This window comes from Neobacillus ginsengisoli (assembly GCF_030813055.1).
Map to the genome: position 1 here is coordinate 226,638 of NZ_JAUSTW010000003.1, position 22,502 is coordinate 249,139.

A 22,502-nucleotide genomic window follows, 5' to 3' on the forward strand; every position below is an offset into this window, starting at 1 on the left:
TTCCGATTTGGTTGAATTAAGCTGGATGGAATACTAAAATAAAAATACGTTCGTTTTGTCTACATATTACTATCTAAATGAGCAGTTGTTTCCTAGGGGGAATTTTATGAGATATGCTATTATCACAGGGGCATCAAGGGGTCTGGGCGAGGCGATTGCCAAAAGGATGTTGCAGGAACAAATCGCTGTTGTTTCCGTTTCCCGGACAGAAAATGAAGAAATACGGAAGCTTGCAGTGGAAAAAGGCCTTTTCTACCAACATTATTCCTGTAATCTTTCTTTAGAAAAAGAAGTCCAGGAAGTGTTTATGGAAATCGCCCATTGTATTTATCAAAAAAATCCGCATGAAATCTACCTTTTTAATAATGCAGGTGTTATCGAACCAATCGAAACGGTCGGAAATTTGGATCAAACCCCGATTATTCGAAATATCCAAGTAAACTTAATAGCACCGATTTTAATTACCAATATCTTTTTGAAGAAGGGCGGCCAGACAGGTACGACGGTTCATGCCATTAATATTACTTCAGGCGCCGCTGTCCGCTCGATTGAGGGCTGGAGTGTTTATTGCAGTGCAAAGGCCGGGTTAAATATGTTTACGCAAACTGCTGCATTAGAGCAGGCAGAAATGAAAACCAACAATAAAATTATTGCTTATAGTCCCGGAATTATGGATACAAAAATGCAAGAAACGATTCGCTCCTCCTCTAAGGAAGCATTTAAGGAATTGGAGAAATTTCTCGATTACAAAGAAGAAAACAAGCTGCTGAAGGCTGAAGTCGTGGCTAACGCTTTAATTGATTTGGTATTGAATGGAAGTGCCGAAAGCGGAAAAGTATATCATGTGAGTGATCTAATAAAATAGTTCATTGAAAAAAACCTACTCGGCATAAGCCAGTAGGTTCCTTTTAACCAGGTTTACTTATTTAACAGACGTTTCTTCGAAATTACACTCATTTAGAGGAATAACTTTCGTTTTATGAACGAATTTATACCCGAGCCAAAATACCAAAAAGATAGGTAAACCAATATAGGCCACGGCTATTCCATACCAATCAATCTTACTAGTTAAAAAAGCTTGATAATTTTGCCCGAAAATGACAATGGCACACATCGCAAAAGCGAGAATCGGACCGAACGGGAACCATTTCGCCTTAAATTTCAAAGCATTTATGTCCCTGCCCTGGGCCAAATATGCTTTTCTAAAACGGTAGTGGCTGACGGCAATTCCAAGCCATGCAATAAATCCAGTTAAGCCTGACGCATTTAATAACCAGGTATACACTTGATCTCCAAAAATGGACGTTAAAAAGGCAAAGGCCCCAATAATTGTTGTTGCGACAAGAGCATTCATCGGAATCCCGCGATTATTTACTTTTTGTAAAAATTTAGGTGCCTGACCGTCCTTTGCCATGGACCAAAGCATGCGTGTCGATGCATATAAACCAGAATTCCCTGCCGATAAGACCGATGTCAAAATGACCGCATTCATCACAGATGCAGCAAATGCAATGCCCACTTTCTTAAATACAAGAGTAAAAGGACTGACAGCGATTTTGTCGACATCCCCGCCTAAAAGGTTAGGACTTGTATAAGGAATAATAAGACCAATGACAGTAATGGCAACAATATAGAATAGAAGAATACGCCAAAATACTTGTCGAATCGCCTTTGGTACGTTTTTCTCGGGCTCTTCACTTTCTCCAGCGGCAATCCCGACGAGTTCCGTTCCTTGAAATGAAAAACCTGCGATGAAAAAAATACTTAATATGGACAAAAGGCCTCCATGAACCGGAGCATCTCCTATAGTAAAGTTTTTAAACCCGATAAACTGTCCGCCCAAAATACCGAAAATGGTGAGCAAACCGACTCCTATGAAAACGATGATTGTTACTACTTTTATTAAGGAGAACCAATACTCGGATTCTCCGTAACTTTTAACCGACAATGCATTCAATAAAAAGATTAGTCCTAAAAACAGGGCACTCCACACGATGCTCGGTACATCCGGAAACCAAAACTTCATAATAATAGCTGATGAAACTATTTCAACCGCCAATGTTATAGCCCAGTTGAACCAATAATTCCAACCGAGCGCAAAACCAAATGCCGGATCAACAAAACGGTTGGCATATGTTGAAAAGGAGCCCGAAACCGGCATGAAGGTAGCCATTTCTCCGAGACTTGTCATCAAAAAGTAGACCATGATGCCTATAGCTCCATAAGCTATTAGCGCTCCTCCAGGTCCGGCTGTTTGAATGGACGCCCCTGACGCTAAAAATAACCCTGTCCCGATTGACCCTCCAATCGCAATCATCGTCATGTGACGTGCCTTAAGATTGCGTTTAATGTGCATCTCTCTTTTTTCATCATTGCGACTATTCTGACTATTTTCGTCAATTTTGATTGCTTCCATTCTTTGTCCCACCTTTACTATTGAACATACTTGTCTACTTCCCTTTTTTTAAAATCCTTGTTTCTCCACTAATTGTTAGCTGAACTTACTTGATTCTTATGAGCGATTTATTTCACCTTGAGAAAGAAGGGAATAAATCACCCATAAGAATTACACTCATCTAGCAAATTATTTCGAAAAATCAAAGTAGTTTCGTTTCAATAAGCGAGAGGCGGCCATAAGCGTTTCATACGTCATACTTTTTTCGAGCTTTGACGTATCAATTAAAAACAGCTGATCTTCAATTTCTTTCACCGTTTCATCTCTTTGATAGTTCATTCCGCATTCCAAGCAATGGACGGATGGTGTGTTCTGAATTTCGATCACTTTTGAACCATCCGGAAGTTCCCAATAGACTGTGTTGCTCGTTTCACGTGCTGTGTCAGACTCGCACCATTGACAATTCACGATTATTCCTCCCTTGCTCCGACCGTCTCATACTTGTTCAGCTGCGATTGGAATTTTTTCTCTTTTAACTCATCACGTTTGTCACGTTTATCCTTTAAAGAGCTATGCTCAGGATTTTCATTATATGTTTTTCGTCGATCTAACCGTTTTAGGCCTTCTGGAGTAAGGTTAAATTTCGTGTCATCAATAATGGATAAAACACCATTACTTTCAAACTTTTCAAACACTTCAGGATATACCTTTTTATAGTAATCCTCTGCACTTCCTGACTGATAATTTTCCGGCTCCGGATAGGATGTAATGACACCTTCAAAGTTACGCAATACGACTTTATTGGAACTTTGAGAAATGATATAGTTCGGCTGCAATGGAATTTTGCCGCCGCCTCCAGGAGCATCAACAATAAATGTCGGAACGGCATAACCCGATGTATGGCCGCGAAGACCTTCCATAATTTCCAATCCTTTGCTGATTGGTGCACGGAAATGACCGATCCCTTCTGATAAATCGCATTGGTAAATATAATATGGACGAACGCGAATTTTAACAAGGTCATGCATAAGCTGTTTCATGATCGGTACACTGTCGTTAATGCCTGCTAAAATAACCGATTGGTTACCAAGCGGTACCCCCGCATTTGCAAGCATTTCACATGCACGCTTCGATTCTTCCGTAATTTCAATAGATGTATTGAAATGTGTATTCAACCAAACTGGATGATACTTTTTCAATATATTGCAAAGATTTTCGGTAATGCGCTGTGGGAACACGACAGGTGCTCTTGTACCGATACGAATAATTTCCACATGTGGAATCTCACGTAAATTCTTTAAAATATATTCTAAAATATTGTCATTAATAAGGAGCCCGTCTCCTCCGGAAATTAGCACATCACGAATTTGCGGGTTAGAAGCGATATAATGAATTGCTGTGTCTAACTGTTTTTTCGGAACACCCATTCCGATTTGTCCGGAGAAGCGTCTTCTAGTGCAATAACGGCAGTACATCGAGCATTGGTTTGTGACTAAGAACAACACGCGATCCGGATAACGATGGGTTAAGCCGGGTACCGGTGAATCTTCATCTTCATGCAGCGGATCCTCTAAATCATATCTTGTTTTATGCAATTCCTGCGCAATTGGTACAGACTGCATACGTACCGGACATCTTGGATCATCTTGATCCATAAGCGATGCATAATAGGGCGTGATGTTTAATGGGATTGTTTTTGTTGCGATTTTAACTCCTTCTTCTTCCTCCGGTGTTAAGTTGACAACTTTCTTTAAGTCTTCTAAATTTTTGATCGTATTCGTCAATTGCCACACCCAATCGTTCCATTGCTCGTCCGTTACATCCTTCCAAAGCTCGATTTCTTTCCAATGTCTTTTTGGTTTGAATAAATTGTTTCTCATCATTACCCCTCCATAAATTAACATATTTTTTATTGACCTTTTTTGAATGAGTTCTCCATGATCATTACTTTATTAAGAAATGTTGTACTCCATATAATAGCGATTTTCCCCTTCGCCAAATTCATCGAATCTCGTCTCTTTTATGACAAACCCTAATTTTTCATATAACTTGACTGCAGCTTTGTTTTTAGTACTGACCGTTAAGCACACCTTATGAAAACCTTCTTGCTTTAGAATCGGATAAATTTCCTGTAAAAATAATTTCCCGATTCCTTTTCCTTGCTGGTCGGATCGGACATAAAACCCAAAAATGTAGGCTTTATGAATATCATGGTAATCTCTCATCAATTCACAAATGGCAATTGGTCTTGGATCATTTGACTGCCGATATTGAATGAGTTTCCCGTAGCGTGTAAGCGGAATAAGAGTTTGTTCATCTACAGCTCCTAATCCTGGAAAGGCATCTTTTTCAAGCTCCATCATCATTTTTAACTGTTCTGGATTCAATGAAGCCGGTACTTCGACATAATAGGATTTGTTTATTGTTTCCACTTTTCTTTCCTCCTCTGTTCGACTTCATATTGGATATCATTGAGCGGCCATATTGGCCTTGGAATGTGCCGATACGTAAATGTTGTTAAACGATTGGAAGCAACACCGGGTGCGTCCACATAAATAATACGGCCAACAATCGGTTCAAACGCTGCCCGGAAATGATTTTTAGCTTTTAACCCAAGAATTCTCTTTGTCGAAGGCTCAAGGCCAATATGACGAAACATTTCAGGATCATTCGCTGACATCGGCCTTCCAATAAGTAGGACATCCAACTCGCCCACGCGAATGTGTGCCGTTCCCTTTAAATCCACTTTTAAATGCTGATTGAAGGGCCCGGAATTGTGAAATATACCGTCTGATAGAGCCATGACCGTTGCTTCGACCTGAACGGGTTCCCCAAATTCCGGCGATACCTTCCCTCCAAGAGACAACGATACCTTGTTTCCGACTCCGGCATTAAGGCAAGCCTCAATGGATTCGGGATCGTAGAGTCCTCCAAACAGTGTGTCAGGAATATTCAAGTGCACCATTTCTCGAAGCAGCTCTGTTGTATCCCCGCTCCCGCAGCTTAACGGATTATCTGAGATATCCGCCAGCACGATTGGCAAGGCCTCTTCTATAGCCAATGCAAAATTCAGTCCTTCTTTCACATCAGGTAAATCCATGATAAATTCTTCTCTTACACTCCAAAACAAGGAAGCTAGCTTTTCAGCTGTCTCTTTTCCTTTTTGCGGATCGAGCGCCACAACCAGCACGCATGCACCTGCCATAGGAATATCCGAGTATGGAAACCCGCCAAATACGGACACATTGTAAATTCCCTCATCCTCTTCCGCTTGTTTCGCCCATTCGATCATTTTATGCATCGGCCCTTCAGCCGTTCTCATATTGATAGATGGAGGCATCATCGGCAATTTTTCAAAAGAAGCGTAAAAAGTCACACCTTCCTTTAAGTGCTTTAATAAAGCGATAGCCGCATGAACGCCTTGTTCATACATATCAATATGGGGATATGTTTTAAATCCAAAATGAAGCGGTGTGTAATCAATTATTTTTCCGCTTAAATTGGCGTGCATATCCAGGGTTGTCGCAATCGGGACATTAGGTCCGATGATTTCACGGATTTTTCCTAGTAAATGGGCTTCCGGATCAAAGAGGTGCTCCACAACCATCGCGCCATGCAGTGCCAGCAATAAACCGTCCAGCCTTCCCGACAATTGGATGGACTTCAGCATTTGCTCTTCGATGATAGAGTAAGCATTTGTTGAAACAACGCCCGATGGGATTGCAGCCGCACAAAGAAGCGGTACGATTTCAACATCCTCTTCCTGTTTCAATACATCCAGAAACCCTCCCACTTCCGTTTTCGTTCCTGTATAGGCATCATAAATTTCATCCCCGACAAAGTAGCCTTCATTACGAAAATGTTCAATTTCGGTTTTCATCGGGCTGAAACTGTGGGATTCATGGTAAAAGAACGCAATACCAATACGGTGTTTCCTCATATGCTCCACCCTTCGTAATAGACATAGACGTTCATCAATAGTTCGTATAGATTGACTTCCATTCTGTCATGACATCGAATGCATGATGAGAAACTTCACGGTGGCCGTTTCCAGACATTTTCATACCTCCAAAAGCCACACCCATCTCGGCATTTGACGTTCCGTTATTTATATAGACAAGCCCACTTACTGCTTCCGTTGAAGCCCGGTTCGCATAATGAAGGCTCTCTGTATAAATGGCAGTCGATAACCCATAAATCGTCCCGTTATTTACCTCAATGGCTTCCTCATATGAATCTACTTCAATGATGGCAAGAACAGGACCAAATATTTCTTCTTGTGCAATGGTATCATTCGGTTTCACATTCTCAATGATTGTCGGCTCATAATAATAGCCGCCCAATTCTTTGACACGCTGCCCGCCTGACACAATTTTCCCACCTTCTTCAATCGCTGTATTTACATATTTTTCGACTGTATGAAGCTGGTCTTCATTTACGAGAGGGCCCACTTGTTTTCCTTCTTCAAGTCCATTTCCTATTTTCATAGACTTTGTTAATTCTACTACTTTTTGTACGAGCAGCTCCTTTACTGGACGCTCAACGATTACCCGGCTTGCTGCTGTACAGCGCTGACCAGTTGTTGTAAACGCTGATTTAACAATTCCATCCGCCGCTTTTTCCAAGTTCGCATCCTTCAAAACGATTACCGCATTTTTTCCACCCAATTCTAAAGAAATACGTTTTAACGTTTTACTGCTCATTTCAGCAAGCTGTTGTCCGACTTCCGTTGAGCCAGTGAAAGAAATGACTTTAACATCCGGATGCTCAGCGAGTGTTCGCCCGACTGTCCTTCCTGAACCTGTAATTAAGTTCAACACTCCTGCCGGCAATCCGGCTTCATTTAGTATTTCTACGAAAATCTTTGCCGATAACGCTACCTCTGAAGCCGGCTTCCATACGACAGTATTCCCCGCAATCAGAGCTGAAAAGATTTTGTAAGAAGCAAGCGCCACCGGGAAGTTCCAAGGGGTAATGCACGCAACAACTCCAAGAGGTTCACGAACCATTCTTACGTTCCGGTCCGAGAAGCCGACAGGAACCGTTTCTCCAAAGAGGCGTCGGCCCTCTCCTGCCATATATTGAGCAGTAGCGCTAACCACTCCGACTTCGCCTAAAGACTCCGCAAGCACCTTGCCCATCTCCATTGTCATGACTCGAGCCAATTCTTCTTTGCGTGTTTCAAATACTTGAGCCGCTTTCGTTAAATAAGCTGCCCGTTCCGGAATAGGGATGTTCTTCCATTGTGAATATGCTGTATTCGCTTTTGCGACCGCATCGTTCACTTGCTCTGTTGTAGCAGCTGCACATATCCCGACAAGCTCTCCAGTGGCCGGATTCAAACTTTCAAAGTAGGATTGATCAGGTTCACTCACCCATTTCCCATTTATATAAAGCTCTCCCTGAAGAATCTTTTTGATTTGATTAGACATTAACGTGACCTCCTCTTCTGTGGTACCCATGTAAAAATGAAGATTAGTTTCCTGCGACCGTTTCTGATATAGCATCTTCCAAAATCGTTAATCCCTTATCCAGCACATCTTCTTGAATGTTAAGCGGGAGCATTAATCGGATTGTTTGCCCGCTTACACCGCAGTTCATAATGAGCAAGCCGTTTTCTAGTGCCTTCGATTTAATCTTCGGTACGAGTGAAGCTGAAGATTGCTGGTCAAATTCAATACCGATCATCATGCCTACGCCTCGGACTTCAACAATGTCCGGTAAATGTCCTACCGAGTTTTGAAGCCGATCGACTATTTCTGCTCCAAGCATTGCACTTCGTTCTACCAACTTCTCTTCTTCAATCACCTCAATATTTGCCAGGGCTGCAGCACAAGAAACCGGATTTCCGCCAAATGTCGAACCATGACCAGCCGTCGGCCATTTTTCATGAAGCTCACGACTTGCAACAATGGCACCAAGAGGCATGCCGCCGGAAAGGGCTTTTGCCAGTACTAAAATATCAGGAGTCACATTTGCATGCTCTGATGCAAACATTTTGCCTGTACGTCCAAATCCTGTTTGTACTTCGTCAAAGATAAGCAAAATGCCGTGTTCCTCTGTAGTCTTTCTTAACGCCTGCAAAAAGCTTGGCGGTGCCGGATAATAGCCGCCTTCACCCATTACCGGTTCAATGATGATGGCTGCTACACGTGAAGGGTCCACTCGTAAATCAAATAGTTTTTGAAGCTGATTCAAGCAATACTCTTCAATTTCTTCCTCTTTAATGTTTTTCAATTGGCTAGGATACGGGTAAGGGACGTGGTACACTTCACCTAAAATCGGTTCATAATAACGACGGTATTTAGAGCTTGAAGCAGTAATGGCTGTTGCGCCTAATGTACGACCGTGAAACGATCCTTCAAAAGCAATGATGGCCGGTCTGCCTGTAGCAGCCTTTGCTAATTTAAGCGCACCGTCTATGGCTTCAGCACCCGAATTAGAAAAAAAGACAGTGTCCAGATTTCCTGGTGTGATATGAGCAAGCTTTTCCGCCAAATTCGCTGCCGTTTCATAATAACCGTAGTTCAATCCCACATGGATCAAATTTTCTGCTTGCTTTTTAATGGCTTCAACCATTTTTTCATTCGTATGCCCGACTGCATTGACGGCCACTCCCGAAACGAAATCAATGTATTCGTCGCCGTCGGTTGTCCAAAACTTGGCGCCATGCGCTTTTTCAATGACAAGTTCTGTTACTCTTGTCATGACCGGTGATAGATGCTTTCTTGCTTTTTCTTGAATTTCATCTGTTTTATTTTGTAATTTCATATGTCTCATCCTTTCTTAATTGCTCCTTGAATATCGTAAATGCTCTATCTAAAATGTTCACCATCTCATCAATTTCTTCTTTTGTGACATTTAAAGGAGGACTGATGATGAGATGTTCTCCCTTTATACCGTCAATTGAACCGGTGCCCGGATAAAAAACGGCTCCGAGTTCCATCGCAATTCCATTTAATGTTTCAGCGGCTTTTTCAGATGGATCGAACAGCTGATCATGCTCACAATCCCTTACAAGCTCCATGCCGATTAATAGTCCTCTGCCTCGAATATCAGAAATATAGGAATGTTTTTGCTTCAACTCTAATAGTCGGTCGACGAGGTAAGGACCTTGTTCATTAACGTTTTCCAGCACTCTATCTCGATCATATACGTGCATTGCAGCAAGACCGGCTGCCACTGCCACAGGATGTCCGCTATATGTATAGCCATGAATGAATTTCCCGTCACTGTTTTGAATGAGGCCATTAATTATTCGATCATGAACGATCATCCCGGCAAGCGGTGCATACCCGGCTGAAACCCCTTTTCCAAAGGTGATGATATCAGGTTCAATTCCAATCTGTTCCGTCGCGAAGTTGGTACCGGTACGGCCGAATCCTGTCATCACTTCATCGATGATCAAGACGATTTCGTATCGGTCACACAGTTCTCGAACTTTCTCAAAATACCCAGGCGGCGGCGGAACGGCACCTTGCTGGCTTCCGACGATTGGTTCAGCGATAAATGCCGACACATTTTCGGGACCAAGCTCTAAAATGGTTCTTTCAATATCTGTCAAACACGTCAAATTTTCTTTAGCAAGACAATCGTCTTTCTGACGGCCATATGGACATCGATGGCAATACGGAGAATAAACGTGCGCATAGTTTAATAGATTAGGAGTGTATGCATGCCTTCTTTTGACATCTCCCCCTGCCGATAAAGAACCAATTGTGTTGCCATGATACGATTGCCAGCGCCCAATCACAATATGCTTTTGGGGTCTGCCGGCATCCCTATGAAATTGCCTTGCCAGCTTCAATGCACTCTCATTCGCTTCTGAGCCTCCGGTTGTAAAATACACTTTATTTAAGTGGTCCGGAGCCATTTTCCCTATCGTTTCAGCCAATTCATGCAATACATTCGTTTCAAAGCGCATCGTATGGACGAAGGCTGCCTTTTTTGCTTGTTCTGCCATAGCGTCTCCTATTGAAGCAACCCCATGACCCAAGTTTGCCGCAACCGCACCTGAACAAGCATCCAAATATTTTTTCCCATTCTCATCGAAGAGATAGACCCCCTCACCGTGAGTTATGATTGGGTAATCCTTTTTTAAATCACGATGAAACACGTAGTCTCTTTTTATTCTGTCCATCTTTCCACCACCATGGCCATTCCTAATCCGCCCGCTACACAAATCGTCGCAAGGCCGTATCGGCGTTTTTGTTTTTCAAGCTCATGACATAATGTAGTGATGATTCTTGCACCAGAGCATCCAAGCGGATGGCCTAAAGCAATTGCCCCACCGTTAACATTCACGTTTTCGCCTTTCAGGCCCCATTCTTTTAAACATGCAAGACTTTGAGCTGCAAACGCTTCATTTAATTCAATTAAATCAATATCTTCTAAACGAAGATCTGCTTTTTCCAATGCAAGTTTGGAGGCAGAAACCGGGCCAATTCCCATTTCTTTCGGTGATACACCTGTTGCAGCAAAAGAACGAATCCTTGCCAACGGAAGCAATCCAAGCTGTTTCGCCTTTTCTTCCGACATCAACAGCAGCATGGAGGCACCATCATTTCTACCAGAGGAGTTCCCGGCTGTGACCGTTCCATCTTTTTGGAACACAGGATTTAGGGTTCCTAATTTTTCAACGTCCGTTAATCTTGGGTACTCATCAATGGCAAAGTCTCTAATCTCCTTTTTCCCTTCCTTTACCGGTACAGGAATGATTTCATCATCAAAAAGACCCATTTCAATTGCACGTTTCGCTTTCTGCTGACTCATGAAGGCAAATTCATCTTGTTCCCTGCGGCTAATGTTATATTTTTCAGCGAGCCACTCAGCTGTTTGTCCCATTGTGAATCGGCCGTAAATATCCTCCGGCTGTGATTTAGGCTGACTTTCTGTATTAGAATCATACAGTGTCATATTTCCCGTCATGGATCCAAATCGAGTTCCAACCGTATAATGCGGAGCTTGTGACATGCTTTCCACTCCCCCGGCCAAAACGACATCTGCCTGGCCGGATAAGATGGACATTGCTCCGTTCATGACAGCCTGCATGCCCGAACCACACTGACGATGGACCGTATATGCGGGAATCGATTCCGGAAAAAGAGCCTTTAATGACGCAACCCTGGCAATATTCGGTGCATGGGCACTCTGCTTCGTTTGACCAACGATGATTTCATCGACTATATTTGCACCGTATCCGGCAGAAGAAAGATTATTTTTCATGATAGTGGATACGAGCTCCTCCGGGAGTGAATCCGCCAGTGATCCGCCTAATTTTCCGATAGCAGTTCTAAATGCATTTACGATTACCACCATTATGCATTCACCTCATTCCCTATAATGGATTCAGCAATATGGAAAGGCGCTTCTGTTTTCTGTTGAACTTCCTTGAGGGAAATTCCAGGGGCCAATTCAATAAGATGAAGTCCATCTCTTTTTACAGAAAATACTGCTAAATCGGTAATTATTAAATCCACTATTCGTTCCGATGTAATCGGATAGGTTAATTCCTTGACGATCTTTGACTCTCCTTCATTAGTTGTATGCATCGTTGTCACTATTATCTTTTTTGATCCTTCTAATAAATCCATCGCTCCTCCTACACCAAGAACACTTTTTCCCGGTACAGCCCAATTGGCGATTCGCCCCTTGGCATCTATTTGCAGCACACCTAAAATCGAGACTGTCACATGCCCCCCGCGAATCATCGCAAAAGAGGAAGCGCTATCAAAAAAGGCTGAACCCTCCATTACTGTGACAGGCAGTTTTCCTGCATTGACAAGTTCCTTATCGATGTGCGCTTGATCAGGGGTCGGACCTACTCCAAGAATGCCGTTCTCTGAGTGTAAAAAAACGTGAACGCCCGGTGGAATGAAATCAGCTACCATCGTTGGAATCCCAATCCCCAAATTAACGATATCGCCTTGCTTTAATTCCTTAGCTGCTCTTGCGGCAATGTATTGTTTCACATTCAAGTTAAGCCCCTCCGTTCACTACGATAAAATCAACATATAAATGAGGGGTAACAATTTCTTCTGGAGAAATTTGGCCTACCTCCACAATTTCGTCTACCTCGGCAATGACTACATCCGCAGCTGTTGCCATCATCGGATTGAAGTTTCTTGCCGATTTGTTATAAATGAGGTTCCCTAATCGATCCGCTTTTTTCGCTTTAATTAACGCAAAATCGGCTTTAAGTGGTTCACACAATACATATTTTTTACCGTTAAGGGTGCGTTGTTCTTTGTTTTCGGCAATTTTCGTTCCAACGCTGACCGGTGTATAAAACCCGCCAAGCCCTGCACCGCCTGCTCGAATAGCTTCAGACATCGTTCCCTGCGGGATGAGCTCTACTTCCAGTTCCTTATCCTGATAGGCCTTTACTACCTCCGGATTGGATGTAAAATACGAACCAATTGCTTTTTTTACTTGTTTTTGCCTTACTAATACTCCAAGACCTCTGCCCGGTTCTCCGAGGTTATTACTAATAATCTCCAAATCTCTCACTTCTGACTGAGCCAATGCGTCTACTAAACTAAGCGGACTTCCTACAAGTCCAAATCCTCCTACCATTATTCGCGAGCTGCTTTTAATCATTTTTACAGCTTCCTTGCACGTTATCAGCTTGCTCATCTTCAATTTCCTTCCTTTCCATAGATTTTATGGATTTTAACGGTTGGATATCATAAAAAAACCGAGCAAGACATAAATCCTCTATAAAGAATGACGTTTTAATGCGCATTCCTCATAAAGTGTTCATGTCTGCCCGGTTTTAATAAGACCATGGAAAGAGGTCATCTCCCCACTTTATTCTAACCAAACGTTATGTATTCATTTACTTCAAATTATCCCAGTATCGTTGAACTGCAGCCTGGAGAGCCACAATAATCGCTTGCTGAGAAGGAGCAAAATAATAGTTTTGGATTCGTTCTATTAGCTGCTGAATCCCGTCCTGAAGACAGTAGCCTATCAACAGTCTTTGAAAAAAGTTTTTTGTTATTTCTGTTACGAATGTGAATTCGGCGTTAACAATTCTATGGTCTTTCAGATTCACTTCCAGTACGATTCCCGCATGCTTATACATTTCATACATGGACGTTCCCTGAGGAGCTTTTGCATATCCGGTAACAATCACTGTTTCCAGTGTTTGCATGCCCCACCCCCCTTTCAAAAACTAATTGATCATTTTCTGTCTCTGAATCTAGTATATGGGGAAAAAAAAACAATGTCAATACAGAATATTCAAAATAATCAAAAGATTCAGTGTATAATTATGCACTAAAGAGAGCGCTTTCAAATAGTAACCCATATGGTGAATAGTAAACGAAGTTTAACCTTATGTAAAGACCTAATTGTAAAATTTTTGCTACCACGAATGAAGATCTATTATGACAACTCGAAGAAAATTGCAGCCGGGTTCGCGTTAAGAGGCAATTGAACTATCATTCTAAAAAAAACTCACCGTGACCGACGAGTTTTTTCACTTATATAGATTTCTCTAATCCTCCCTAGGAAACCACAGGATAATACTCGTTCCTTTATTTACCTTGCTTTTTACCTTAATCATTCCTTTATGGGCATCCATCAATGCTTTCACAATGGAGAGCCCGATGCCAACGCCGCCCGTCTTACGGTCACGGGATTTATCACCGCGATAGAAGCGCTCAAAAATATGCGGGATATCGTCTTCAGCCATTCCTGAACCTTCATCGGCAATCACAAATCCTACATAGCCTTCCTTCTCTGTTGAAATGGAAATTGTGACATTTTTTCCTTCTGACGTATATTTAAGGGCGTTATTAAGGATGTTTGATAGAATTTGCATCAAGCGGTCCTTATCTGCCAAAAACATTTCCTCCCCAAGCGGTTCCTCGATATGAAGCCGGACCCCCTTTTGATTGAAGGCGGGAAGAAACATTTCCCATAACGCTGCTAATACACTGCCGGCTTCCAATTCGATCTTTTCCAACCTAATTTGCGGATTTTCCGCAGCCAGCAGCTTTTCCAGTTCATTTACGAGCCGAACTAATCTCATCAGTTCCTCGTGGCTTGTTTGCAAACGCTGCGGTGTCGGCTCCCAAATACCATCCTGAAATGCTTCAAATTGGCTTCTTAACGTAGCAAGCGGTGTCCTGAGCTCATGTGCTAAATCACCGGTAAATTGCTTTCTTAGCATTTCTTCCTTCGCCAATGATTCGGCGAGATTATTAAAGGAAATCGCTAGATGCTTAACTTCTGTAGGCAGTCCTTTTAAGGGAATCCGGATATTTAAGTTATGCTGTTGCAATTCATTTGCTGCAAAAGAAAGCTTTTTCAATCCGGAGGTTAATTTTTTTGAAAAAAGCAGGCTAAAAACGATTGCCAAAATAATCGTTAAACAAACAGAAGCAAAAATATATAATTGGATCGTTTGTAAAAATGTATATTCATCATCTATTAAGCCTTCAGGGTAAATCGCCGTCAGCTTTCCGACCTTTTCATTATCAACTTTAAGGGTATAGGATTGGGAATGCCATTCATCTCCATTCGGTGCCAGCTCTGTTAAGCCCAAACTGTTCATCATTCCTCGGATTTTGGAGGAGTCCATCTGAATTTGCCCAAAACGATCATATAATTGAAAATAAAGCTGGTCTGTCATCGCTTGCTCGTGTAAAATTCCAAAAATCTGACCGCTAGTAAAATGACCGCTTTGTTTATAATCCTTTTCGATTTCGACGATAATTCTTTCAATCTTTTTATCTCTGTTCCGGTCTAAATAGCTTTTAAAGCTCGCTTCAAAGCCCCACTGAATAAAAAAACTGACAAAAAGAATGCCAATCATCGAGATGATAACAAAATAAAAGAGAATTTTAGACCGGAGTGTTTGCAGCATCTAAAACCCCTCCAAATTTGTAGCCCATGCCAAAAACAGTCAGGATAAATGCGGGCTGCCTTGAATCCAGCTCAATTTTTTTACGGAGATTTTTTATATGGGTATCAACACTCCGTTCATAGCCTTCATAATACATGCCTTCATCCTGAATTTTTTCAAGTAAATCCATCCTGCTGTATACCCGTCCGGGATTTAGCGCCATATTCGTTAACAGCTTATATTCAAGCGGTGTCAAGATAACATCCTGGTCATGTACGGTCACTTCTTTTTTTATCAAATCAATCGCTAATTGTTTACGATTAAATTCAAGCCGTTCCAATTTCTCAGATTTTTTTACCCGGCGTAAGATTGCTTGGACACGAACCACGACTTCACGAGGGCTAAATGGTTTTGTTAAATAATCATCGGCACCAATCACAATCCCGTTAATCCGGTCATCCTCGGCAGATTTAGCTGTCAGCATGAGGATGGGAACATCCGATTCTTTTCTGACCAGCCGGCAAACCTCTTCCCCGGAAATATCAGGAAGCATTAAATCGAGAATCATTAAATCAGGGCATATTGTTTTAGCTTTTTTCAAGGCATCAATGCCATTATCGGCGCTATAAATATCATAACCTTCTCTTTCAAGGTAGGCTTCGAGGACTTCGATAATTCTCTTTTCATCATCAACGAGTAAAATCTTCATTTCTATCACTCCCTACACCATAAATATATCATTTTGGTTCGGGGATTTTTTCAACTTCACAAATTCACCACAACTTCTTCATAACATCTTCAATCTTTCCCGCTAAGATGAAACTGTGATTACAAGAAGGTGAACATCCTTCATTGTCTTATCTTATTCGGATCTTACTTATTTCTAAATTAACCTCCATTTTTACATAGGGTGCCCCCATGTCAGGGCACCTACTTTTTTTGTTTTTAAAAAATAGCTACAATTGGGAGCACCAATAAAACCAAACTTGCTGTATGCTTTTACTAGTGAGGTGCTTTTGAAAATGAATAAACTATCCTTTAAAATTGGTGTACTATTCTTTTTAGCTATTTTTCTATTAGAATCGATTTCGATGTTTTTTTTACATAATACTATCATTCATTCAAGAGTACATGATGAGCTGTCTGCCCTGCAAACAAGAGGGAATAATCATCGGGAAATTCTGGAGGCAGCCTTTCATGAGGAGACGATCAAGCATATTGCCCTGATGGAATCAAGGACAGATACCCAAGTGATCTTAACGGATCAAAAAGGAAAAATCGTAATGTCTTCCAATACCGTTACAAGGAACATGAGGAAAATCATACAATCCGCCCCTAAAAAAGTGCCGCATGACGGGTTAATTTTGGAAGAAGATTGGCAGCGTGAAGCCTATATTGCCTCTGTCAGCCCGATTATCATCAACAATGAGATAAATGGTTATGTGTATATGTTTCAAAACACCCAAAAGATAAAGGATTTAATTTCCGGTCTAAACCGGCACTTTCTTTTAGCCGGTGTCCTTTCGCTTTTATTTATGTTTATTATTATTATCTTTCTAACGAGGTTCGTAACCCTTCCGCTGATTCAAATGAGCGAAGCAACAAAACGAATCAGTAAAGGGGATTTCTCGGTTTCGTTACCGAAACTAAGGAAGGACGAGATGGGAGAATTAGGCGAATCAATCATGATATTAGCTCACGATTTAGAACTTTTAAAAAATGAACGGGATGAATTTTTAGCGAGCATTTCCCATGAGCTTAGGACACCGCTCACCTATATAAAAGGGTACGCGGAAATCGCCAGGCGGAAAGACACCGGAGTTGAGGACCTCGATAAATACTTGGGAATCATTCACGAAGAGGCGGTGAAGCTGTCAAAGCTTGTAAAAGAATTATTTCATTTAGCCAAAATGGATGAAAATAATTTCTCTATTGAAAAAGAACCGGTCCATTTGCGTCCGTATTTGTTAGGAATCGCTGAAAAATTTTCACTGGCATTGAAAGAAAACCAAATGGAGCTTGTCCTTAATTGTCCTGATGATCTTTATTCCTGCCTTGACCCTATCCGCTTTGAACAAGTGATTTTGAATTTGCTTGTTAATGCCAGGAAATATTCAGACCCCTTTACCAAGATCATGATTGATGTGAGTGAAATGAATAGTAAGCTCCATATCAAGGTAGCGGATCAAGGAAAAGGAATTCCCGAAAAAGACCTGCCAAGAATCTTTGAGCGTTTTTATCGTGTTGAAAAGTCCCGCGCACGGGCCCTCGGTGGAGCAGGGCTTGGGTTGGCCATTGTCAAACAATTAGTCGAAGCCCAAGGGGGGACGATTCATGTCACAAGCCGTCCAAATGTGGGGACAACATTTGAGATTATTCTTTGAGAAAAGCGAAAGCGCCCATTTAGCGCACGACAGGACTGGAGCGCTTCGACTGAGATAAAGTTAAATATAAAAAATGAATTCTACATAGTTTATAGGAAGTGGCAATAATACCGGATTCATTTAGGAGGTATCTCCAAATAGAAATGGACTTTTATAGTACAAAAAGCCGATTTCCTAAGACAATAAGGAATCGACTTTTTTATTAATCTCTCTTCAACAATTGCGCCCGATTGTAGAACGAGAAAACCTTTTTAACATAACAGTCATTACCTGAAGTTAAAATCTTTTGTTTTATAACTCAGTTCTCATAATAAAAACTGTTACAAAATTTATCCAACCAATAAAACAGCTGCGAAAAATATAATTTGTAAGATGGTTCTGAGAAATAAAGGAGTAGTAGGCTTTCCGTCAATTGTGATTCCTTTTCTTGCAGCATATATATTAGCTGGAAACATAATAATAAGTAGCAATGCCAAACCAATTGAAGCAATACTTGAAGTAAATGGAATCAGTAAACATATAGCACCAATAACCTCAAGTATCCCAGTTATGGTCACCATGAGCTCAGGTTTTGGGACACTCAAAGGTACCATTTTAATAAGATCAGGACGTCTCTTTCCCCAATGAGCTGTCGCCGAAAATAAGAACATCAGAGCAACAGCACCTCGTATAGAACTTTCCCATCCATCAAAATAAGATATTCCTAAAACACCGGTTATACGTAAAATCAAAAATGATAAGATCAGGACGAAAAACGGAGCCATTTATATTTCCTCCCCTTAACAATCTATTTACTTATTGATACTACTCTATTTTTATATGTATAATCTATTCATTTATAGTTTACATAAACATTCTTAGAGGGATACATTCAGGAAAAATGCGTAATTACAACGTTAAGAAGAGCCCAATTTCTTAATGTTATATTCAATGGGGAAAAAACGTCTTCTTCTAAAGCCATCACGAAAAAAAACATGTATAATTCATACTCCGTTCGTTTCAGATTACGAGACAAAAGGACAGATTAACTCAACCTGCCCTTTATGCCATTAGAATTTAGTAGCTCATAAAAGAAGTTCCTACGATGATAAGTAGAACGAACAATACAACGACTATCGCAGTAGAGTTTTTTTCCTCACGTTCCTCACGCAAAAATAACACCTCTAGCTATTGCTTACTAATGACTTTACTCTCCTAAATTATATTTTTGGCTTATTACAATACGGAAAGTACGATAATCAGCAGAATGAACAATACTACGATTAATACAAAGCTGCTGCCGCCATAGCCACCACCGTAGCCATAACCAGATGACCAACACATATTTATCACCACCTATTGGAATATCCGAAAGAAAAAATCTCGGTATATTTATATATATTCCGTAAGACAAGGGTGGATTGGACAAGTATCATTGTGGTAGAACAAAATCAGCGATTTGCTTAAACAATTTCTAAAATGAAAAGAACCGTCATTCCTTCATAACATCTGTATTTTTTCTTTTTCGCTCTTAAGTGTCTACGATATGATCTTGAATCTCGGACTTCTATGTTTTTGATTTTTTCTCTGAATTAATTTTTTCTTTTTTGTCTTCTATTTCTCCATGAGTTTCTTTAAAAACATTGGTTGGTTACATTTGCATAGAATGCTCCCAAACTTCTAATATCTCATTAGCTACACTGTTCCACTCAAATTTAGAGACTGCAAGTTCTCTTCCTTTTTTTTCATTTTTTTCATTAATGATTTGTCCGATAGTATTTCAGTTATCTTCTCAGCAAAACAACTTGGATCCTCTGGATTTTCAACTATTAGACCGTTCTCTCCTGAGAAAATAAAAAGATTGATAACCGCAGCTATCAATCTTTTTTTAGAAATTACAGAACTTTTTTTCATTGCCATAACATCAATAAATTACAAATCTAGTATCCTTAGTTTTTAAAGATACATAGTTCAAGAAAACCCATATTAATTCGAAAAGATTTTCTTTGCATTGTCCATAGCCATTTTATTTCCTAATGCAGAATAATCAAGCCACGGCTGATCAGAGATTAGATAAACATGTTTTTCTTTAACAGCTTTTAAACCTTTCCAAATTGGCGTTTTTTCCAATTCTTTAAAAGCTGTTTGGGATTTATCATCTCTATTGACAATAACAAAAATAGCATCTGCATCAAAATCTGGAAGTACTTCTTGAGAGATAACTTCGTATGATTGGTTTTTATCAATATCTCCAACCCCATTTGCAGGCTTTAATCCTAAATCTTGAAATAGAATGGGTCCCATTGGTTTTTTTGTACCAAACACTCTTAATTCTTTGGCTGTAACACGAATTGCCATTACCTTACTATCATCTCCAAGCTTATCCTTGATTAGAGCTTGGACATCTTTGCTTTCCTTTTCATAATTTTCAATAAACTGATCTGCTTGTTTTTCACGATTAACTAATTTCCCTATCGATATTAAATGATCTCTCCAGGTTCCATCATTTAGGTCAAATATATGAGTGGGCGCAATTTTTTTATATTTTGATACGTCTTGGCCTGAAAATTCGTTATCAAGGTAAATAACAGATGGTTTTAATTCAAGTAATGCTTCCATATCCGGATCTTTCACAATCCCAAGCTTTTCAGTATTTTTTAACTGGTCCTTTACGTGTGGAAGAAAATCTTTTAACTCTCCCCCAATAACTGAACCCGCTGGCGTTATACCTAAGGCAAGCAAATCATTCGTTAAGTGAATAGAAAGTGAAGCAATTTTGGGCTCTTCACTACCATCTTTTTCATTCTTAGCTACATTGTTAACTTTTGAATTATTTTGTCCACATGCTGTTAACAGAACGATTAACATAAAACTAATTAGAATAGTAATTTTCTTCTTCATAATTTCCCTTCCCGATAAAAATATTTATTTTGTTTTTGCAAGTAAATATAGAAAATAGGGTGTTCCTGTTGCCGCAACTACTATACCTGCTGGTATTGCATTTGGCTGAAAAATAGACCGTCCAATCGTATCGGCGAGTACTAGGATTATTAATCCGATTAACCCTGAAAGAGGAAGAAAATGCTGATACATCGGTCCAGCTAAACGACGTGCAAGATGAGGCGCGACCAGACCAATAAAGCCTATTCCTCCTGCCATTGCAACACTAGCACAAGATAAGCCAACAGCAGTTGCCAATAAAAGCAAACGATTTTTCCCAACAGAAACACCTATTCCGGATGCGATATCGTCCCCCAGAGATAATGCATTTAGCGTTTTGGATTTAATCCAAGAAAAAGGCGCTAAAATTAAAATCCATGGAAGAAGGGCAATTACATGGATCCAATCTCTTCCCCAAACGTTGCCTACTAACCACCTAGAAGCAAAATTATATGTCTCTTCATTAAGACGGAGAGAGAAAAAAAGTGTAATGGCACTAATACCGGCAGAAATGGCAATTCCAACTAAAATAAGCCGGATTGGTAATATTCCTCTATATGGGTCATAAGCCAATAAGAGGATTAATAATGCAGTTAAAGCTCCTCCCCCAAACGTAAACAATGGAATAAAAAGAGATGCATTTTCATCCATTGAATGAAAGAATGTAACAAAGATAATAAGGCCCAAAGCTGCTCCTGCATGTAATCCTAGAATTCCTGAATCTGCTAAGGGATTACGAGATAATCCTTGTAATATTGCACCGGAAATCCCCAAACCTACTCCGGCTAGCATCGTAATTACTATTCGTGGCAGACGATAAACAAATAATACGGTAGAGCTTTGAAAATCCCCTTGTCCCAAAAAAGTTTGAATGACTTTTACTGGTGGAATCTTAAGTGAACCTGTATTTAAACTTACAAGTACAGCTGCGATACTAATAAAACTAAATACAGTGGTGACAATAAAAGCCCTCTTGGTGTCTTGGTCCATACGGTATTTCACTTATAAGTCCCTCCCTGTTTTTCGCGCAATATATAGAAAGAAAGGGACTCCTACAAGTGCTGTCATCATTCCGATAGCTAGCTCACGAGGCGGATCAACCATCCTAGCTCCTAAGTCGGCCAAAATTAATAATATAGCTCCTAGCAATGCTGACATTGGAATAATCAGCTGATAATTCCCGCCAACTAACTTTCTTGAAATATGAGGAATGACAAGTCCGACAAATCCAATGGAACCAACAGCTGAAACGGAAACCCCTGCTAAAATGACAGCTGCTGTTATCCCTAATATTCTGACACGATTTGTTTTAACTCCCAAATTTGCTGCGATATCATCACCGAGCGATATAAGCGAGACGGATCGTCCTAAAAGCATTCCCCAAGTAATAGTAATAAGAATAATGGGAACTAATACTTTCAAGTAACTCCATTTAATCCCAGCGAGTCCTCCTGCATACCAAAAAGCTAAGTCTTGACTAAGATCATAGTAAATAGCAACTCCTGAGCTAATTGAATGTAGAAATGCAGCCACTACTGCACCTGAAATAGTAAGTCTAATTGGAGTTAAACCTCCAGGAGAAGCTGAGCCAATCATAAAAATCATCAAAGTGCTTAATAAAGCTCCAATAAATGAAAAAACCATCAAAAGAGAGTAAGGGATACTAGGAAAAAACGCGAAACAAAGTGCAACCACAAGCATTGCGCCCCCGTTAATCCCAAGAATTCCAGCATCAGCTAATGGATTCCGTGTTATTCCCTGCATTAATGCTCCTGCTACAGCAAATGCCGCTCCAATAACGGCAGCACCAATAACACGTGGAAGACGCAGTTCGTGAATAATCTGTTGCTGTGTCAATTTTGGGTTATAATCAAATATAGCAGACCAAACAGTATGGAAAGTTAACTGCTTTGATCCAAATGTTACAGCTAAAAACATGCAAATTAATACT

General features: G+C 40.5%; 23 protein-coding genes. 2 read left to right on the forward strand and 21 right to left on the reverse strand.

The window, feature by feature from the left end:
- The first annotated feature begins 106 nt into the window (after positions 1 to 106).
- The gene (locus tag J2S10_RS10240) at positions 107 to 865 is read left to right on the forward strand and encodes a (S)-benzoin forming benzil reductase (protein ID WP_307407277.1); all 759 of its coding nucleotides are present in this window, start codon (positions 107 to 109) and stop codon (positions 863 to 865) included.
- Between the two features lie 57 nt (positions 866 to 922).
- Here the strand turns inward: J2S10_RS10240 and J2S10_RS10245 are convergent, their stop codons facing one another.
- The 14 genes from J2S10_RS10245 to J2S10_RS10310 all read right to left on the reverse strand — a co-directional run bounded on the left by J2S10_RS10245 (position 923) and on the right by J2S10_RS10310 (position 15,957).
- Positions 923 to 2,416 (reverse strand): amino acid permease, encoded by a 1,494-nt coding sequence (locus J2S10_RS10245; protein WP_307407279.1) that lies wholly within the window; start codon positions 2,414 to 2,416, stop codon positions 923 to 925.
- Between the two features lie 168 nt (positions 2,417 to 2,584).
- Entirely contained in the window at positions 2,585 to 2,863 is a 279-nt protein-coding gene (locus J2S10_RS10250) for a YokU family protein (RefSeq protein ID WP_307407281.1), read from the reverse strand.
- A gap of 2 nt (positions 2,864 to 2,865) precedes the next feature.
- A complete protein-coding gene (gene kamA / locus J2S10_RS10255) occupies positions 2,866 to 4,275 on the reverse strand; it encodes a lysine 2,3-aminomutase (protein WP_307407283.1) in 1,410 nt (469 codons plus the stop codon).
- 72 nt (positions 4,276 to 4,347) lie between these two features.
- Positions 4,348 to 4,827 (reverse strand): GNAT family N-acetyltransferase, encoded by a 480-nt coding sequence (locus J2S10_RS10260; protein ID WP_307407285.1) that lies wholly within the window; start codon positions 4,825 to 4,827, stop codon positions 4,348 to 4,350.
- On the reverse strand, positions 4,815 to 6,335 hold the full coding sequence (locus tag J2S10_RS10265) for a M81 family metallopeptidase (protein ID WP_307407287.1): 1,521 nt from the start codon (positions 6,333 to 6,335) through the stop codon (positions 4,815 to 4,817). Before J2S10_RS10265 ends, J2S10_RS10260 begins: the two co-directional genes overlap by 13 nt.
- A 34-nt stretch (positions 6,336 to 6,369) precedes the next feature.
- On the reverse strand, positions 6,370 to 7,827 hold the full coding sequence (locus J2S10_RS10270) for an aldehyde dehydrogenase family protein (protein ID WP_307407288.1): 1,458 nt from the start codon (positions 7,825 to 7,827) through the stop codon (positions 6,370 to 6,372).
- A gap of 43 nt (positions 7,828 to 7,870) precedes the next feature.
- Entirely contained in the window at positions 7,871 to 9,166 is a 1,296-nt protein-coding gene (locus tag J2S10_RS10275) for an aspartate aminotransferase family protein (protein WP_307407290.1), read from the reverse strand.
- Positions 9,150 to 10,535, reverse strand: coding sequence for an aminotransferase family protein (locus tag J2S10_RS10280; RefSeq protein ID WP_307407293.1), 1,386 nt, complete (start codon positions 10,533 to 10,535; stop codon positions 9,150 to 9,152). The genes J2S10_RS10275 and J2S10_RS10280 overlap by 17 nt, the downstream gene beginning before the upstream one ends.
- Positions 10,523 to 11,713 (reverse strand): thiolase family protein, encoded by a 1,191-nt coding sequence (locus J2S10_RS10285; RefSeq protein ID WP_307407295.1) that lies wholly within the window; start codon positions 11,711 to 11,713, stop codon positions 10,523 to 10,525. The genes J2S10_RS10280 and J2S10_RS10285 overlap by 13 nt, the downstream gene beginning before the upstream one ends.
- Positions 11,713 to 12,372, reverse strand: coding sequence for a 3-oxoacid CoA-transferase subunit B (locus tag J2S10_RS10290; protein ID WP_307407297.1), 660 nt, complete (start codon positions 12,370 to 12,372; stop codon positions 11,713 to 11,715). Before J2S10_RS10290 ends, J2S10_RS10285 begins: the two co-directional genes overlap by 1 nt.
- Position 12,373: 1 nt before the next feature.
- Complete coding sequence (locus tag J2S10_RS10295; RefSeq protein WP_307407299.1) at positions 12,374 to 13,030, reverse strand: CoA transferase subunit A; 657 nt, start codon at positions 13,028 to 13,030, stop codon at positions 12,374 to 12,376.
- A 202-nt stretch (positions 13,031 to 13,232) separates the two neighbouring features.
- On the reverse strand, positions 13,233 to 13,550 hold the full coding sequence (locus tag J2S10_RS10300; RefSeq protein ID WP_307407301.1) for a DUF3870 domain-containing protein: 318 nt from the start codon (positions 13,548 to 13,550) through the stop codon (positions 13,233 to 13,235).
- A gap of 345 nt (positions 13,551 to 13,895) precedes the next feature.
- Complete coding sequence (locus J2S10_RS10305; protein ID WP_307407303.1) at positions 13,896 to 15,269, reverse strand: sensor histidine kinase; 1,374 nt, start codon at positions 15,267 to 15,269, stop codon at positions 13,896 to 13,898.
- Positions 15,247 to 15,957: a response regulator transcription factor gene (locus J2S10_RS10310; protein WP_307407305.1), complete on the reverse strand. Its 711-nt coding sequence runs from the start codon at positions 15,955 to 15,957 to the stop codon at positions 15,247 to 15,249. The genes J2S10_RS10305 and J2S10_RS10310 overlap by 23 nt, the downstream gene beginning before the upstream one ends.
- A 313-nt stretch (positions 15,958 to 16,270) precedes the next feature.
- On the opposite strand from J2S10_RS10310, the gene J2S10_RS10315 reads away from it, so the two are divergent.
- Positions 16,271 to 17,632: a sensor histidine kinase gene (locus J2S10_RS10315; protein ID WP_307407307.1), complete on the forward strand. Its 1,362-nt coding sequence runs from the start codon at positions 16,271 to 16,273 to the stop codon at positions 17,630 to 17,632.
- A 329-nt stretch (positions 17,633 to 17,961) separates the two neighbouring features.
- Here the strand turns inward: J2S10_RS10315 and J2S10_RS10320 are convergent, their stop codons facing one another.
- The 7 genes from J2S10_RS10320 to J2S10_RS10350 all read right to left on the reverse strand — a co-directional run bounded on the left by J2S10_RS10320 (position 17,962) and on the right by J2S10_RS10350 (position 22,489).
- On the reverse strand, positions 17,962 to 18,396 hold the full coding sequence (locus J2S10_RS10320; protein ID WP_307407309.1) for a DoxX family protein: 435 nt from the start codon (positions 18,394 to 18,396) through the stop codon (positions 17,962 to 17,964).
- Between the two features lie 292 nt (positions 18,397 to 18,688).
- Positions 18,689 to 18,793 carry a YjcZ family sporulation protein gene (locus tag J2S10_RS10325; protein WP_307407310.1) on the reverse strand — a complete coding sequence of 35 codons (105 nt, stop codon included), beginning with the start codon at positions 18,791 to 18,793 and terminating at the stop codon, positions 18,689 to 18,691.
- 54 nt (positions 18,794 to 18,847) lie between these two features.
- Positions 18,848 to 18,955: a YjcZ family sporulation protein gene (locus J2S10_RS10330; RefSeq protein ID WP_307407313.1), complete on the reverse strand. Its 108-nt coding sequence runs from the start codon at positions 18,953 to 18,955 to the stop codon at positions 18,848 to 18,850.
- 351 nt (positions 18,956 to 19,306) lie between these two features.
- Positions 19,307 to 19,525, reverse strand: a complete 219-nt coding sequence (locus J2S10_RS10335; protein WP_307407315.1) for a glycosyltransferase family protein — start codon at positions 19,523 to 19,525, stop codon at positions 19,307 to 19,309.
- Between the two features lie 72 nt (positions 19,526 to 19,597).
- Positions 19,598 to 20,512, reverse strand: coding sequence for an iron-hydroxamate ABC transporter substrate-binding protein (locus tag J2S10_RS10340; RefSeq protein ID WP_307407318.1), 915 nt, complete (start codon positions 20,510 to 20,512; stop codon positions 19,598 to 19,600).
- A 24-nt stretch (positions 20,513 to 20,536) separates the two neighbouring features.
- Positions 20,537 to 21,541 carry a FecCD family ABC transporter permease gene (locus tag J2S10_RS10345; RefSeq protein WP_370876191.1) on the reverse strand — a complete coding sequence of 335 codons (1,005 nt, stop codon included), beginning with the start codon at positions 21,539 to 21,541 and terminating at the stop codon, positions 20,537 to 20,539.
- 12 nt (positions 21,542 to 21,553) lie between these two features.
- A complete protein-coding gene (locus J2S10_RS10350; RefSeq protein ID WP_307408114.1) occupies positions 21,554 to 22,489 on the reverse strand; it encodes a FecCD family ABC transporter permease in 936 nt (311 codons plus the stop codon).
- Positions 22,490 to 22,502 lie beyond the last annotated feature (13 nt).